Annotated in this window: 16 protein-coding genes and 1 pseudogene; 10 read left to right on the forward strand and 7 right to left on the reverse strand. The window is 56.3% G+C overall.

Translation table 11 applies throughout. From position 1 onward, the window contains the following. Window positions 1-12 precede the first annotated feature (12 nt). Together hslU and ETW23_RS20125 are read left to right on the forward strand one after the other, a co-directional pair. Window positions 13-1,323 carry an ATP-dependent protease ATPase subunit HslU gene (gene hslU, locus ETW23_RS20120; protein WP_134831052.1) on the forward strand — a complete coding sequence of 437 codons (1,311 nt, stop codon included), beginning with the start codon at window positions 13-15 and terminating at the stop codon, window positions 1,321-1,323. Window positions 1,324-1,401: 78 nt separating this feature from the next. After that, the gene (locus ETW23_RS20125) at window positions 1,402-2,517 is read left to right on the forward strand and encodes an alpha/beta hydrolase (RefSeq protein WP_134831053.1); all 1,116 of its coding nucleotides are present in this window, start codon (window positions 1,402-1,404) and stop codon (window positions 2,515-2,517) included. A 6-nt stretch (window positions 2,518-2,523) separates the two neighbouring features. Here ETW23_RS20125 and ETW23_RS20130 read toward each other — a convergent pair whose 3' ends face one another. From ETW23_RS20130 to ETW23_RS20140, 3 genes are read right to left on the reverse strand one after another with little or no spacing between them, the layout of a single operon-like run. Continuing rightward, window positions 2,524-3,111 (reverse strand): Smr/MutS family protein, encoded by a 588-nt coding sequence (locus ETW23_RS20130; protein ID WP_129372673.1) that lies wholly within the window; start codon window positions 3,109-3,111, stop codon window positions 2,524-2,526. Beyond that, window positions 3,112-4,164, reverse strand: a complete 1,053-nt coding sequence (locus tag ETW23_RS20135; protein WP_134831054.1) for a murein transglycosylase A — start codon at window positions 4,162-4,164, stop codon at window positions 3,112-3,114. It lies immediately after the preceding gene. Then, window positions 4,161-4,817, reverse strand: coding sequence for a Tim44/TimA family putative adaptor protein (locus ETW23_RS20140; protein ID WP_134831055.1), 657 nt, complete (start codon window positions 4,815-4,817; stop codon window positions 4,161-4,163). The genes ETW23_RS20135 and ETW23_RS20140 overlap by 4 nt, the downstream gene beginning before the upstream one ends. A gap of 115 nt (window positions 4,818-4,932) precedes the next feature. On the opposite strand from ETW23_RS20140, the gene ETW23_RS20145 reads away from it, so the two are divergent. Further along, window positions 4,933-5,433 (forward strand): FxsA family protein, encoded by a 501-nt coding sequence (locus tag ETW23_RS20145; protein WP_129372670.1) that lies wholly within the window; start codon window positions 4,933-4,935, stop codon window positions 5,431-5,433. A gap of 56 nt (window positions 5,434-5,489) precedes the next feature. Next, on the forward strand, window positions 5,490-5,978 hold the full coding sequence (gene secB / locus ETW23_RS20150; RefSeq protein WP_134831056.1) for a protein-export chaperone SecB: 489 nt from the start codon (window positions 5,490-5,492) through the stop codon (window positions 5,976-5,978). A 72-nt stretch (window positions 5,979-6,050) separates the two neighbouring features. Here the strand turns inward: secB and dnaQ are convergent, their stop codons facing one another. The 4 genes from dnaQ to ETW23_RS20170 are packed head-to-tail and all read right to left on the reverse strand — an operon-like array spanning window position 6,051 to window position 8,788. After that, window positions 6,051-6,776, reverse strand: coding sequence for a DNA polymerase III subunit epsilon (gene dnaQ / locus ETW23_RS20155; RefSeq protein ID WP_134831057.1), 726 nt, complete (start codon window positions 6,774-6,776; stop codon window positions 6,051-6,053). After that, a complete protein-coding gene (gene coaE, locus ETW23_RS20160; protein WP_134831058.1) occupies window positions 6,769-7,362 on the reverse strand; it encodes a dephospho-CoA kinase in 594 nt (197 codons plus the stop codon). Before coaE ends, dnaQ begins: the two co-directional genes overlap by 8 nt. Then, the gene (locus ETW23_RS20165; RefSeq protein WP_134831059.1) at window positions 7,359-8,192 is read right to left on the reverse strand and encodes a shikimate dehydrogenase; all 834 of its coding nucleotides are present in this window, start codon (window positions 8,190-8,192) and stop codon (window positions 7,359-7,361) included. The genes coaE and ETW23_RS20165 overlap by 4 nt, the downstream gene beginning before the upstream one ends. Further along, a complete protein-coding gene (locus tag ETW23_RS20170) occupies window positions 8,189-8,788 on the reverse strand; it encodes a nucleoside triphosphate pyrophosphatase (protein WP_134831060.1) in 600 nt (199 codons plus the stop codon). Before ETW23_RS20170 ends, ETW23_RS20165 begins: the two co-directional genes overlap by 4 nt. A 409-nt stretch (window positions 8,789-9,197) precedes the next feature. Here ETW23_RS20170 and ETW23_RS20175 point away from each other — a divergent pair, with 409 nt between their 5' ends. From ETW23_RS20175 to ETW23_RS20200, 6 genes and pseudogenes are all read left to right on the forward strand, one after another. After that, on the forward strand, window positions 9,198-9,653 hold the full coding sequence (locus tag ETW23_RS20175) for a CopD family protein (protein ID WP_134831061.1): 456 nt from the start codon (window positions 9,198-9,200) through the stop codon (window positions 9,651-9,653). A 174-nt stretch (window positions 9,654-9,827) separates the two neighbouring features. Then, complete coding sequence (rho, locus tag ETW23_RS20180) at window positions 9,828-11,099, forward strand: transcription termination factor Rho (protein WP_129372663.1); 1,272 nt, start codon at window positions 9,828-9,830, stop codon at window positions 11,097-11,099. Between the two features lie 32 nt (window positions 11,100-11,131). After that, entirely contained in the window at window positions 11,132-12,418 is a 1,287-nt protein-coding gene (mnmE, locus tag ETW23_RS20185) for a tRNA uridine-5-carboxymethylaminomethyl(34) synthesis GTPase MnmE (protein ID WP_134831062.1), read from the forward strand. 13 nt (window positions 12,419-12,431) lie between these two features. Further along, window positions 12,432-14,306 carry a tRNA uridine-5-carboxymethylaminomethyl(34) synthesis enzyme MnmG gene (gene mnmG, locus ETW23_RS20190; RefSeq protein WP_134831063.1) on the forward strand — a complete coding sequence of 625 codons (1,875 nt, stop codon included), beginning with the start codon at window positions 12,432-12,434 and terminating at the stop codon, window positions 14,304-14,306. Then, window positions 14,303-14,920, forward strand: a complete 618-nt coding sequence (gene rsmG, locus ETW23_RS20195) for a 16S rRNA (guanine(527)-N(7))-methyltransferase RsmG (RefSeq protein ID WP_134831064.1) — start codon at window positions 14,303-14,305, stop codon at window positions 14,918-14,920. The genes mnmG and rsmG overlap by 4 nt, the downstream gene beginning before the upstream one ends. Next, window positions 14,913-15,721, forward strand: a pseudogene (locus tag ETW23_RS20200) (ParA family protein). Before rsmG ends, ETW23_RS20200 begins: the two are co-directional and overlap by 8 nt. Window positions 15,722-15,725 lie beyond the last annotated feature (4 nt).

Consider the following 15,725-nt stretch of genomic DNA (forward strand, 5'->3'; position numbering starts at 1 on the left):
ACGGAAGTACCAATGACTGATCTGACCCCACGCGAAATCGTTTCTGAGCTGGACCGTTTCATCATCGGCCAGAAAGAAGCCAAACGTGCCGTTGCCGTGGCCCTGCGCAGCCGCTGGCGGCGCAAGCAGCTGGCTGATGACCTGCGGGATGAGGTATACCCGAAGAACATCCTGTTGATCGGCCCAACCGGTGTTGGCAAAACTGAAATTTCCCGTCGTCTCGCCAAGCTGGCACGCGCGCCCTTCATCAAGATTGAGGCGACCAAGTTCACTGAGGTCGGATATGTGGGCCGCGATGTGGAGCAGATCATCCGGGATCTGGCAGACAGCGCCATCGCCCAGACCCGCGAATTCATGCGCGAGGATGTGAAAGCCAACGCCCAGAAAGCTGCCGAGAACAGAGTGCTGGAAGCCATTGCCGGCTCAGACGCGCGCGAAGCCACCCGCGAAATGTTCCGCAAGAAGTTGAAATCCGGCGAACTCGACGACACCGTGATCGAACTGGATGTTGCAGACACCTCCAACCCGATGGGCAATATGTTCGAAATCCCCGGCCAGCCCGGCGGCAATATGGGTGCGCTGAACCTGGGCGACCTGTTCGGCAAGGCGATGGGCGGACGCACCACCCGCAAAAAGATGACCGTTTCCGAAAGCTATGAGGTGCTGATCAGCGAAGAGGCAGACAAGCTGCTGGACGATGAAACCGTCACCCGCATCGCGCTGGAGTCGGTGGAGCAGAACGGCATCGTTTTTCTGGACGAAATCGACAAAGTCTGCGCCCGCCAGGAGACCCGCGGCGGCGACGTCAGCCGCGAAGGCGTGCAGCGCGATCTGCTGCCGCTGATCGAAGGAACCACCGTCAGCACCAAACACGGACCGGTCAAGACCGACCACATCCTGTTCATTGCCTCCGGCGCGTTCCATATTGCCAAACCCTCGGACCTGCTGCCGGAACTGCAGGGCCGTCTGCCGATCCGGGTAAGCCTGCGGGCGCTGACCGAAGCGGATTTCGTGCGTATCCTGACCGAGACCGACAACGCATTGACCCTCCAGTATACTGCATTGATGGGCACGGAAGAGGTTGAGGTAACCTTTACCGAAGACGGTATCGCCGCGTTGGCCAAGATTGCCGCCGAAGTAAACCAGACCGTGGAGAACATCGGCGCCCGGCGGCTGTACACGGTGATGGAGCGGGTCTTTGAGGAGCTGTCATTTACAGCGCCGGACCGCTCGGGCGAAGCGGTCACTGTGGACGCAAGTTTTGTGAAGAAAAATCTGGGCGAGCTTGGCCGCTCAGCTGATGTCAGCCGTTACGTGCTCTAAATTGCCAGAGAACGTTGCGGCCACTGGACTTTGGCGGCAGGTGGAGTAGCCTGCCGCCAATTGATTGAGGTGAACATTATGCACGGGCTGCGCCTGATTTCCGGTGTGATCATGGTCCTTCTGGCCGCCTGTACTGACAGATCCTTTACACCAACAGTTCCTGAGGCGTTGGAACTGGGCAGTCCCAAGACCATTTTCGCAGCCACAAACCGCGAACCGCTGCCGGACGGCACCTTTGGGTCAGAGCGCACCGATGGAGTGAGCCTGCTTGAACTCACGGTTTCAATCCCGCCGGATCATAAGCCCGGTTCGCTGAAGTTCGGCTACGCAAACCCGGACCCCTCCACTGAATTCACCATGGCAGGCCGAAAAACGTTTACGACAGAGGCAGCCTTTTCCGCCCGGCTGCAGCAAGAGCTGGCAAAGTTTCCCAAACAGGAGCGCGAAGTCACGGTTTTTGTTCACGGTTTCAACTCCACCCAGGCCGAGACCGCTTTCCGGGCTGCCCAGTTGACCCACGACATTAATGTTCCCGGGGCAACGGTCATCTATTCCTGGCCAAGCAAGGGCCGTCCGCTGGGCTATGCCTATGATGGCGACAGCGTGCTGTTTGCCCGCGACGGGCTGGAGGCACTCCTGCGCAATCTGCGCGCGTCCGCGGTCGAACGGATTGTGGTTGTTGCCCACTCCATGGGCGGGCTGCTCACGATGGAAACCCTGCGCCAGATGGAGATCAAAACGCCTGGCTGGACAGCGCAGAACCTGGGAGGTGTCATCCTGATGTCACCCGATCTGGATGTCGACGTGTTCAAATCCCAGATGCAGAGGTTCACGCAGGTGCCGCAGCCGTTCCTGATTTTCGTTTCACGAAAAGATAACGTCCTGACACTGTCACAGCGCCTGCGCGGCCTGAATGGCCGTGAAAGACTGGGAAATCTGGACAGTATTGACGCTGTCAGCGGTCTGCCGGTTGAAGTGATCGACACCACAGCCTTTGCAGATGAAGCGGAATCGCAGCATTTTGTGGCAGCCTCGTCGCCGGCGCTGATTGCCCTGTTGAACGGTGCGCGGGAAACCGCAGACACATTCACGCACAACCAGGACCTGCTGCAAAAGATTCTGCCGGGTCAGATTGTTATCCAGGACAGCACCATCAAGGTTGCACTGGAAAGCACGCCCGCGGACAACAGATAAGCGGCGTCAGCGGCTGCGTCTGAGATAAACGTAATAGGCGCCTTCACCGCCATGGCTGATATGGGCAGGGGTGACCTGCATCACTGCTTGCGCCAGCGGCGGCAGCGACAGCCATTGCGGCACCTTGTGGCGCAGCACCCCGCGCGGGACCGGCATCGGGCCTGGCTCATCACGGTCCTTGCCCTTGCCGGTGATCACCAGCACCAGCCGCTTTCCGGAGGCCTGGGCAGACAGAATAAACCGGGTGAGGGCAGGGTGCGCCGAGTCGATCCTCATGCCGTGCAGGTCCAGCTTGCCTTCCGGCCTAAGTTTGCCGCGCTTCATACGGCGGAAGGATTTCTCATCCATCTGCACCGGATTGCCGGCCAGGCTGCGGGCAATCGAAGGCTTCAGATCGTGTTTCAGCGGTTTGGGCTTGGCGCGGCTTCCAATCTCAAACGGATCCAATCTCGGCTCAGGGTGCTTAACCGGTTTGGGTTTCGGCATCGGCGGAGCAGGGGGCGTGGAATGCGCGCCCGGATGTATACGTTCTGCGTGTTTCACGACCTTGTGCCAGAGGTCGATCTCATCTCCTGTCAGTTTCCGCCGTGTCATTCAAAGGTCTTCCGGCAGCATCGCATAGGCCCGCTGGATCGGCAGCAGAACCACCATCCGCCCAGGGTCTTTCATGGTTCCGGCGGTCTCGCCGGCCTCATCACCTGTGCCGACAAAAATATCAGCCCGCTGTGCGCCCTTTATTGCGGATCCGGTATCCTGCGCCACCATCAGGCGGCGCAGCGGCATATGCCCGTCCTTTTCCACCCAGACCGGCGCACCCAGCGGGGTGTATGCGGGATCGGCGGCAATGGTGCGCATTGGCGTGACCGAGCGGTTCATAGCGCCAAGCGGCCCTTTGGAGGCAGCCACTTTGCGCACTTCGCGAAAGAACACATAAGACGGATTGTGGAACAGCAGCTCCTTGCCGTCCGACGGGTTGCGCCGGACCCAGGATTTGATCACCTGGGCGCTGACCTGATGGGCGTTGTAGACACCGCGGCGCACCAACTCCTTGCCGATGGATTTATAAGTGTGGCCATTGGCACCGCCATAACCCACCCGGATCATAGAGCCATCAGGCAAGCGGATCCGGCCAGAACCCTGGATCTGCAGAAAGAACAGCTCCACCGGGTCATCCACCCAGGCAATCTCCAACCCGCGGGATTCCATGACACCACTGGTCAGAATGTCCCGCCTGGGCAGCCACGAACCGGTGCCGCGTGCCTCGGGCGGCATCTTGTAGACGGGATAGCGAAACCGGCCTGTGGGGTAGCGGGAACCGTTCAGTTCCGGCTCGAAATAGCCGGTGAACAGAGCCTGATTGCCATCCTCAATCAGAACCGGGCGGAAGAACAGTTCGAAAAACGCTCTCGCCCCCTCGGGGGTCTGCGATTGCGCTGCCTTGCACAAGGCAGCCCAGTCGGGATCCTTTAAGTCCTTGCAGGTTCCCAGAAAAACCTGAAGTGCCTGAGCATGATCGTCTTTTGCCCAGCCATCCAGCTGAGCAAAGTCCAGGATGCTGGACACGGCTTCTGATTGCGCCCCGGAGGCGGTCATCGCGGCACCTGCGATTGCAGCTGCCCCAAGTACCCCCCGAAGCGCCGCAATCATGCGTCCGTCGCTACCAGCTGCCAATTGGGGTCATCGACGCCCATGTTGCGGGCAAAGACCCAGGTGTCCTTCTGACGCTTCACTGCCTTGGGGTCGCCTTCGACAATATCACCGCCGCGGTCGCGGACAACAGAGGTCATCTCACCAACAAAACGCATGGTGATCTCAGCGCGGCCCGTTTGTGTGTCGAGCGAGGCATCCGCCACGGTGGTTTCGCGCACGCCGATAAACTCAGCCTCGATCTTGAACCCCTGATCCTCACGCTGCGCAACGGCGTCTACAAAGCTCTCGAACACATCCTCGGCCAGGAACGGCTGGATGTCGTCCAGATTGCCATGCTCAAAGCCCATCAGGATCATTTCGTATGCACCGCGTGCACCCTGAACGAATTCCTGGACCTGAAAGGATGGCTCAACCCGCTTCATCGCAGCCAGGGCCTGGGCTTGCGGGCTGTCTTCGGCCACATAATCGGTGATGTCGCGGTCCGGGCCGCCTTCGATCACTTCCAGATCGGGGCGGCGGCTCCGCGCTTCGGATTGCGGCAGCGGTGGCTTTTCGAAACCTTCGCGTGTCCCAAGTACGCTTTTCAAGCGCAAGATCAGAAACACGGCGATACCGGCCAGAACCAAAAGCTGAATCACAGGCGACTCCATGGATACCTCATGCTAGGCGTTCGTGCTTTGTTTGAAACCAAAGCGGTCAGACCTTATGTAGGTGACGGGCGGGGGCAAGTCTACCGCCCGGGTGTATGATCGCAAGGAAACCCGCATGTATCTCTTCCTGGCTTTTCTGATGGTTCCCATCATTGAAATCGCTTTGTTTATTCAAGTCGGGGGCGCCATCGGGCTGTGGCCGACTCTGGCTATCGTGGTTCTGACCGCCGTGATGGGCACCTGGCTGGTGAAAACCCAGGGCCGCATGGCGATGGGGCAGCTGCGGTCGTCGTTTCAGAAAATGTCCGATCCGGCTGAACCTTTGGCCCATGGGGCTATGATCCTGTTCGCCGGCGCCCTGCTGCTGACCCCTGGATTCTTTACCGACGCCTTTGGCTTTGCCCTGCTGATACCGCCGGTGCGGCTGGCAGTTTACCGCTACATTCGGGCCCGAGTAACAGTGGCGCAGTTCCAGATGGGGCCCGGCAGCATGCAGGGGCGCAACTACCCTGGAACCGCCGGCAAGCCGGATGATATCATTGACGGAGATTATGAAGATGTGACCCAAGGTGAACGTCCAAACACCCCGTCAGGCTGGGTTGACGGCCCCCGTTGAGCTACCCGGACCAAGCTGCTAAGCACGGTCAAAAGCAAATTTTCAGGAGTATCCCGATGGCCGAAAACGGCGAAGCCCAGCAGCAGCCGCAAGTCCAGATGAACGTTCTGGGCCAGTTCATCCGCGACATGTCGTTTGAAAACGTGATGGCGCAAAAAGGCACCGGCGGCGACGTGCAACCCGATGTCAGCGTTCAGGTGAACCTGGATGCGAAAAAACGTTCGGCCGAGAACCAGTATGAAGTTGTCACCAAACTGACTGTTGAATCCAAGAACAAGGAAGGCGGCGAAGTCCTGTTTGTTCTGGAACTGGAATATGTCGGCGTGTTCAACATCGCCGGCGTGCCGGAAGACCAGCTGCATCCATTCCTGCTGATCGAATGCCCGCGCATGACCTTCCCGTTCCTGCGCCGCATCGTGTCAGACGTCACCCGCGACGGCGGCTTCCCGCCGCTGAACCTGGACAACATTGATTTTGTGGCGATCTATCGCAACGAATTGGCCCGCCGTCAGACCGAAGCGGCAGCGGCGGCCCCTACCCAATAAAGTTTCTGATATTCGGAATAGAAAACGCCGCTGGGTTTCAGCGGCGTTTTTCATTTGCGGATCTGACCCCGGTCAGGAGACATTCCACAAAGCCTCTTCACCCAGCTTTGCCACGAACTCGTCATGCGCTGCCAGCTCCTCTGCGGTGATCCGCTGGGGCAATGCCGAGGGGCGAGGGCCAGGGCGCCAGTCATCTTCCACCTTTGCAGTGCCGGAAGCCGACTGTGCAGACAGGCCAAAATCCGGCTGGCGGCCGCCGATCAGCTCCAGATAGACATCGGCGAGGATTTCAGAGTCGAGCAATGCCCCGTGCAGGGTGCGGTTGGCATTGTCGATATTGAAGCGCCGGCACAGCGCGTCCAGCGTCGCCGGCGAGCCGGGAAACCGCTTGCGCGCTATCGCCAGCGTGTCGAGCGCCTGATCCATCGGCAGTTTGGGCAGTCCCATCCGGTCCAGTTCATAGTTCAGGAACTTCATGTCGAAGCTGGCGTTATGAATGACCAGTTTTGAGTCCTGCACGAAATCCAGGAAACTCTGCCCAACCTTGGCAAAAACCGGCTTGTCCCGCAGCGTCACCGCGCCGGGTTGAGGCTTTTGCGGCGGCTCCAGCAGGTCTGGACCGATGCCGTGAACCGAAAACGCCTCGGCCGGCATCATCCGTTCCGGATTGATATACTCATGGTACGTCTTGCCGGTGGGCATGTGGTTAAACAGCTCTACCGCACCGATTTCAACAATCCGGTCGCCGGAGAACGGGTCAAACCCGGTGGTTTCGGTATCAAGAACGATTTCACGCATTGACCTGTTTGCTCCTGATATCTGCGAGGATTGCTGCCACCTGCGCCTGGGCGTGTTCCAGCGTGTCCGTTTCGATCACGTAATCGGCGCGGGCGCGTTTTTCCTCAATCGGCATCTGCTTTTGCAGGATATGCTCGAATTGCTCAACCGTCATCGTTCCCCGGGCAAGAACCCGTTCTTTTTGTGTCTCTGCATCCACGAACACGCAGGCCACTGCGTCCATTTCTGCATCACCACCCGTTTCAAACAGCAGTGGAATGTCAAAGACCAGGATATCGTTTTGCGCTTCTTTGCGGAACTCTGCCCGGTCCTGTGCGACAAGCGGATGCACAATAGCTTCGATATGCTTCAGTGCATCAGGGTTTTCCCCGATGATACGTTTCAACACAGCACGGTTTACCGCGTCATCCCCGATCGCATCAGGAAAAGCTGTCTTCATTGCCTGAACCGCTGCGCCTCCGGCGCTGTAAAGCCGATGCACGGCTGCATCTGCATCCCAAACCGCACAATCCCCGGCGGCGAACAGCTTGGCAGTTGTACTTTTGCCCATTCCGATAGAGCCGGTAAGGCCGAGGCTGAAGCTCATCTTAAAGCCGCCGCCCGCGTTGCGGCATCCACATCGGGGCGGTGTCCGAACCAGCGTTCGAACCCTGGCACCGCCTGATGCAACAGCATGCCCAGCCCGTCAACCACAGTGCAGCCAGCATCCTCAGCCGTCTGCAGCAAGTCGGTTTTCAACGGCGCATAGATCAGATCAGTCACAACCGCATTCGACTGCAATCCATCCATTGGAACACGCAGACGCGGTTTACCGACCATTCCCAAAGAGGTGGTGTTCACAATCAGCGCACCCTCCTCGATGACATTGCCGGCCTGTACCCATTCGACCACCCGTACACGGTTGCCGAATTCCGAATGCAACTGGTCAGCCCGGCCGCGGGTGCGGTTGGTCAGCAGGATCTCCGGCACTCCGGCTTCCAGCAGTGAGGCAACAACCGCGCGGCAGGCGCCGCCAGCCCCCAACAGAACTGCTGGGCCGGATTGCGGATCCCAATCCGGCGCTCCCTGATGCAGATTGGTGATGAAGCCGTAGCCGTCAGTATTGTCAGCCAGGATTGTTCCATCCCTGCGAAAGATCAGCGTGTTAGCAGCGCCGATCAGTTTAGCCCGGTCTGTGACCTTATCCGCAATCTCCATCACTGCTTCTTTGTGCGGAATGGTGACATTTGCACCAACAAACCCCATTTTAGGCATCAGCCGGACGGTTTCGGCCAGATCATCAGGTTCCACATGCATCGGCACATAGTGGCCGGAAATACCATAGGTGTTCAGCCAGTGACGGTGCAGCTGCGGGGACTTGGAGTGTCCAACCGGACAGCCGATCACGCCGGCGAGCGGGACTTTTGCTATTGTCATTGCTCGATTACCCCTTGCAAACCCAAGTAACTGATAAGCTCCATCAGCGGCAAGCCCAAGACATTAAAGTAGCTGCCGTCAATGCTGGCAAACAGCCGCACACCTTCTTCCTCCAGCTTGTATGCACCCACCGCATGGCGGATGCTTTGCCAGTTCCGGGCGACATAATCCTCGAGATATGCATCGGTGCATTTCCGCATGACCAGACGGACTTGTCCGACATGGCGCCAGATGGGCTCACCGTCGCGGTAAATCACGGCGGCAGACAACAGTATGTGCCGTTTGCCCCGCATCTCCTTCAACTGAGCCACCGCTTCATCGGCACTGACAGGTTTCGAAAGAAGCCTTCCTTCGAAATCAAGAACCTGATCACATCCCAACACAAGCTTTCCGGGACGCTTGCCGCTGATCTTACGTGCCTTGGCTTCTGCCAGTGCATCGGCGACATCGCGCGGAAGCGCCTCTTCGGCCAACAGCGCGGACTTGATCGCCTGCTCGTCCAGACGCGGGACATCGGTTTCAAATTCTATCCCGGCCTGACGCAGCAGTTGCGCCCGGATTTCGGAACCTGAAGCCAGCACTATGTGGGCAGTCATGTGGAAAACCCCGTGGGAAAGAAGCAGACGGTTTCAGGACGTTTTGTATGGTTTTCCGCGGTTAAGTAAAGACTCCAGGGCTTGACGCAAATTCCGGGATTCAATTCGCTGAGTCGTCCTTTGTGGGGCAGGATAACTTTATTTTCGTGGATATGCCGGCTCTCCCCGGATCATCCCGGCCTTATCCCCAAGCATCGAAGAGTGAACACATCATGAATGCACCTTATTTCTAAGGCGTTAAAAAAACTTCATGCCTCCTGTCCCGTCCCATCTGGAATCTTATCCCTGCTGGGGATAAGCGGAGGAGGATTCACTTATCCACCGGAATCCATGCACACTACAAAAACATCATCCTTCTAATATATCTTTAATTATTAGGGTGATCAGATCTGACCGGGGAGAACTGCCCATGGACCTGAGCGACCTGATGTTCACGCTCTACCCGTATGCCAAATCACTGCACATCATGGCTGTGCTCAGCTGGATGGCAGGGCTATTCTATCTCCCCCGTTTGTTCGTGTATCATGTGGAGCAGGCAGAGAAGGTCCAGGATACAGTGCCGATCTTTCTGCAAATGGAAGAGAAGCTCCTCCGGATCATCATGCGCCCTGCAATGTACGTATCTTGGGCCGCAGGGCTGTTTATCGTGCTGACTCCAGGGATTGTTGACTGGACCTATGTTTGGCCGTGGAGCAAGGGCGTATCCGTGATCGCCATGACGTGGTTCCACCATTGGCTGCTGTTCCGCTATCGCGACTTTTCTGCAGGGAAGAACAGACTGTCGGGCCGGCAGTTCCGAATGATGAACGAAGTGCCAACCGTCCTGATGGTGGTGATTGTTGTCTCGGTGATCTTCAAATTCTAACGCAGAGGCGCGGCAAGGGACCTGGCAACCCCGGAATGCCTGCAGCCGGCGTTTGACTCATCTGAAACGAGTCCCTATGTATGGCACTCAACGGGCCCGTCCGGGCCACCGTGTTTTCCAATCCTGTCGTGTGACCACCCCCTGAGTAAGCGGGGGAGTAGAGGCCGTATCTATATGACCGTGCAATCCCTGAATCTGTCTGATCTCAAGGCAAAAAGCCCCAAGTCTCTGCTGGCTATGGCCGAGGAGCTGGAGATCGAAAACGCCTCGACAATGCGCAAGGGCGAGATGATGTTCCAGATCCTGCGTGAACGCGCGGATGAGGGCTGGGATATCAGCGGTGACGGCGTGCTCGAAGTGTTGCAGGACGGTTTTGGTTTCCTTCGGTCGCCTGAGGCTAACTATTTGCCGGGACCGGACGACATTTACGTGTCACCCGACATGATCCGCCAATACTCTCTTCGTACCGGCGACACTGTTGACGGCCAAATCAAGGCGCCGCTGGAGACAGAGCGCTACTTCGCGCTGACCAACGTTACCTCGATCAACTTTCAGGAGCCTGAGAAGGCACGCCACAAAATCGCCTTTGACAACCTCACGCCGCTGTATCCGGATGAACGGCTGAAGATGGAAGTCGAGGATCCCACCATCAAGGATCGCTCGGCGCGGGTGATCGACCTGGTGGCACCGATCGGCAAAGGCCAGCGGTCGCTGATCGTGGCGCCGCCGCGGACCGGTAAAACGGTGATCCTGCAGAACATCGCGCATTCGATCGAGAAGAACCATCCTGAGTGTTATCTGATCGTATTGCTCATCGACGAGCGCCCGGAAGAGGTGACGGACATGCAGCGTTCGGTGAAGGGCGAAGTAGTGTCTTCCACCTTTGATGAACCTGCCACACGCCATGTAGCGGTGTCCGAAATGGTTATCGAAAAAGCCAAACGTCTTGTAGAGCACAAACGAGATGTTGTTATCCTTCTGGATTCAATCACAAGACTTGGTAGGGCCTTTAACACTGTTGTGCCTTCGTCAGGCAAGGTTCTGACCGGTGGTGTTGATGCAAACGCCCTGCAGCGGCCCAAGCGGTTCTTTGGCGCTGCCCGGAACATCGAAGAGGGTGGCTCGCTGACCATCATCGCCACCGCGCTGATCGATACCGGCTCGCGTATGGACGAAGTGATTTTCGAAGAATTCAAAGGCACCGGTAACTCGGAAATCGTGCTGGACCGTAAGATTGCGGATAAGCGGGTGTTCCCTGCCATCGACATCCTCAAGTCCGGTACCCGGAAAGAGGAGCTTTTGGTCGACAAGATCGATTTGGCCAAAACCTTTGTGCTGCGCCGCATTCTGAATCCGATGGGAACCACAGATGCGATTGAGTTCCTGTTGTCCAAGCTGAAGCAGACAAAGTCGAACACCGAGTTCTTCGACTCGATGAACACCTGATCGGGGCGGGCGAGTAAAAAAAGGGCCATCCCATGGACACGATCTTTGCGCTGGCCTCCGCACAGGGGAAGGCCGGAGTCGCAGTAATACGCATCTCAGGTCCTTTGGCGCATGAAGCCGGCGCGCAGCTTTGTGGAGGCGTTTTGCCGGCGCGGGACAAAAGTCTGCGTGTCTTACATGACGACTCAGGTGAGCGCCTGGATGAAGCTTTGGTGCTTAGCTTTACGGCTCCCAAGAGCTTCACTGGGGAAAATACTGTTGAATTTCAAGTGCATGGAAGTACAGCTGTTGTATCAGCGGTGCTGGAAAACCTAGGCCGCTTTACTGGTTTGCGGATGGCTGATCCGGGCGAATTCACCCGGCGCGCTTTGGAAAACGGTAACCTGGACTTGGCTCAGGTTGAGGGGCTCGCGGATCTGATTGACGCGGAAACCGAGGCGCAGCGCAAGCAGGCACAGGTTGTTCTTGCCGGCGGGCTTGGAAAATTGGCTGAAACCTGGCGCAGCAGTCTGATTCGCGCGGCTTCCTTGATCGAGGTAACTATTGATTTCGCTGACGAAGAAGTGCCGGTTGATGTAACCCCGGAAGTCTCTGCGCTGCTGTCTAATGTTCAGGCCGGCCTCGAAAGAGAGACAGATGGGGTGAAAATTGCGGAGCGAATCCGCAGCGGGTTCGAAGTGGCCATTATCGGCGCACCCAATGTCGGAAAATCCACACTGTTGAATGCGTTGGCCGGCCGCGAGGCGGCGATCACGTCTGAGTTTGCCGGAACCACCCGCGATATTATCGAAGTGCGTATGGATCTGGCCGGCTTACCAGTCACTTTACTGGACACTGCAGGTTTGCGGGATACCGACGATCACGTTGAGGGTATTGGCATCGCATTAGCGCGGAAACGCGCGGAAGATGCGGATATGCGCGTATTTTTGGCGGAAGATGATGATATTTTGGACGTCGAGATGGAGAATGGTGATATCCGTCTTCGCCCAAAGGCTGACCTCCGCGAAAACACGGCAGATGCGATCTCAGGCAGGTCTGGTCAGGGAATCGACAGGCTTGTCGAACACATTTCGTCGGTTCTTAAAGAGCGCTCAACTCAGGCCGGAATTGCGACTCGCGCCCGACACCGGGATGCTATGCTTTCTGCGTTGGTTAGTTTGGCCGAAGCACAGGTTATCCTGTCGCGTGGTTCGGAATTCTATGATATTGCCGCCGAAGAAATGCGCTCGGCGATCCGGGCTCTGGAGACACTAGTGGGCCGGATCGGAGTGGAGAATCTCCTGGATGAGATTTTCTCGAGCTTCTGCCTGGGAAAGTGAAGGAGTGTTTCACGTGAAACATTCGAAGTATGATGTGATTGTCGTTGGTGGTGGCCATGCCGGCACGGAAGCCGCTCACGCTGCCGCACGAATGGGTGCGAAAACGGTACTGATCACACTGAGCCGCAGTGGGATTGGTGTTATGTCTTGCAATCCTGCTATTGGTGGATTGGGTAAGGGGCATCTTGTCCGTGAAATTGATGCCTTTGACGGCGTAATGGGCCGTGTTGCTGATCTAGCTGGGATACAATTCCGTCTCCTGAATCGTCGGAAAGGACCAGCGGTTCAAGGGCCAAGAGCGCAATCCGACCGAACAATTTACCGTCAAGAAATCCTGAGGCTAACCGAAGCGCAACCGAACCTTGATATTCTCGAAGGTGAAGTAACTGATTTTCTCATGTCGGGCAAAGCCGTGACAGGGGCTGTGCTGGCTGACGGAAGTGAAGTTCCAGCAAAGGCAGTTATTCTCACCTCCGGAACATTCCTGCGTGGCGTCATCCACATCGGAGACATCTCCAAACCAGGAGGCCGGATTGGTGACAGGCCTTCCGTCCGGCTAGCGGAACGCCTGGACAGCTTTGAACTGCCGCTAGGCCGGCTGAAAACGGGTACACCGCCCCGACTGGACGGACGCACAATCGACTGGGATAGTCTGGAAGCCCAGCCAGGGGACGATGACCCGGTCTTCTTCTCATTTATGACAAGAGCAATAAGCGCTAAGCAAGTTTCCTGCGGAATTACTCACACCAATACCCAGACACATGACATCATCCGGCAAAACCTGGAGCGGTCAGCAATGTACGGCGGCCATATTGAAGGTGTTGGTCCACGTTACTGTCCGTCGATAGAAGACAAGATTGTCCGTTTCTCTGACAAAGAATCGCATCAGATTTTTCTGGAACCCGAGGGTGTTTCGGATCACAAAGTCTACCCAAATGGCATCTCGACAAGCTTACCGCAAGACGTTCAGGAGGCATATGTCCGGTCTATCAAGGGACTTGAGAGAGCTACTATCCTTCAGCCCGGATATGCCATTGAGTATGACTATGTAGACCCGCGCGTATTGAAGCTGGACCTGTCCCTGAAGGATACTCCAGGTTTGTACTTGGCCGGGCAGATAAATGGGACAACCGGATACGAGGAAGCGGCAGCACAGGGATTGGTTGCCGGTTTGAACGCTGCGTGTATGGCGCGGGAAGAAGAGCCTGTTACGTTTGGCCGGTCAAGCAGCTACATCGGCGTAATGATCGATGATCTCACCACAAACGGTGTCACTGAGCCCTACCGGATGTTCACATCCCGTGCTGAGTTTCGCCTGTCCTTACGGGCAGATAACGCGGACCAAAGGCTAACGCCCATGGCTATAGAACTGGGTTGTGTTAGCGATGGCCGGCGGGCTGCGTTTCAGGAGAAAAATGACGGGCTAATCTCAGGGCGGAACATCTTGGAGACACATAAATTCACACCCAAGGAGGTGTCCTCAGCCGGAATACGGGTTAACCAAGATGGAAACCGCCGTAGCGGAATGGACGTTCTTGCGTTTCCTGAAGTCTCCTTTGAAGACGTCATTCCACTGATGCCGGATTTGGCAGGTGTAAAGATGGAAAATCGTCGGCAGTTGGAGCGTGATGCTCTCTACGCCAACTATATTGCACGCCAAGAACGGGAAGTCACTGCGATGAAGAAGGATGAGGGATACCGTTTCCCCGCCGAATTTTCATTTGAAGGAATTGACGGCCTTTCCAAGGAATTGCAAAGTAAGTTGTCTCAGTCCAGACCGGAAACCCTGGCGCAAGCCGCCCGCATTGACGGAATCACTCCGGCTGCGCTTGCGCTTTTGCTCGCACGTTTGCGTCGTGGCCTTCCAAGAGAGGGGAAATCCGCGTGAAAAATGGGAAACTTCCTCAAGGACTTGATGTTTCACGTGAAACATTGCAGAGGCTTGAAGCCTTTGAACGGGTCATACAAAAGTGGAATCCGAAAATAAATCTCGTTTCGAAATCGAGCTTGGAACATCTTTGGATGCGCCATATCGCCGATTCCATTCAAGTTTTTCGCTGTACAGATCCTGTTGGACATTGGGTCGATATAGGTAGCGGTGGCGGTTTCCCAGGGCTGATTGTTGCGATTTTGGCTGCAGATGAAGTACCGGACATGAAGGTAACATTGATCGAAAGTGATCAGAGGAAATCTGCGTTCCTTAGAACAGCCGCGCGAGAATGTGCTGTCAAGACGACTGTTTTAACCGAAAGAATTGAACAGGTTGAACCTCAAAGAGCGGATATCCTGTCTGCGCGTGCTTTGGCGGACTTGTCTACATTGCTTGAGTTTTCAGAGCGCCATCTGGCATCCGAAGGGATGGCTCTGTTCCCTAAGGGGGAAAGCTGGAAAAAAGAAGTGGATAACGCCAGGCAGCAATGGCAGTTCGTGGCGGAACAGGTTAAAAGCCTGACAGAACAAGAAGCAGTAATCCTGAAAATAAGGGAAGTGGCACGTGTCTGATTATTCCCGCCCTGAGGGGCCTCGTATTATCGCGGTCGCAAATCAGAAAGGCGGGGTTGGGAAGACAACAACAGCCATAAATCTGGCGGCTGCTTTGGTGGAAACCGGGCTTCGTGTGTTGGTCGTCGACCTTGATCCGCAAGGGAATGCCTCAACTGGCCTTGGGATTGAACCGTCGGATCGGGATCTGACGACATATGATCTTTTGGTTGAAGACTCATCTCTGGGTGAGGTCATTCAAACAACCGAGATTGAGGATCTGTGCATCATCCCAGCGACTGTTGATCTCAGCTCTGCGGATATCGAACTGTTTACCAATGAAAAACGCAGTTTCCTTCTGCATGATGCTCTACGCCAAACCGCGATGGACGAATATGATTGGGACTATGTTCTGATTGATTGTCCGCCTTCGCTGAATCTCTTGACAGTCAATGCAATGGTTGCAGCACATTCGGTTCTGGTTCCGTTGCAAAGTGAGTTTTTTGCCTTGGAAGGGGTGACCCAGCTCATGCTGACAATTAGAGAAGTTCGGCAGTCAGCGAATCCAAACCTTCGAATCGAAGGAATTGTCCTGACAATGTTCGATCGTCGCAACAACCTGTCGCAGCAGGTGGAACAGGACGCCCGGGATAATCTGGGTGATTTGGTGTTTCAAACAAAGATCCCCGCAATGTCCGGGTGAGCGAAGCACCTTCTTATGCGCAACCGGTTCTAAACTATGACACAAACTCTCTTGGCGCACAGGCATACCGGGCGTTGGCAGAGGAAATCCTCACAAAACATCACAAGATAGCGGCGTAAATGC

Source organism: Leisingera sp. NJS201, from assembly GCF_004535885.1.
In the GTDB taxonomy this organism is placed as follows: domain Bacteria; phylum Pseudomonadota; class Alphaproteobacteria; order Rhodobacterales; family Rhodobacteraceae; genus Leisingera.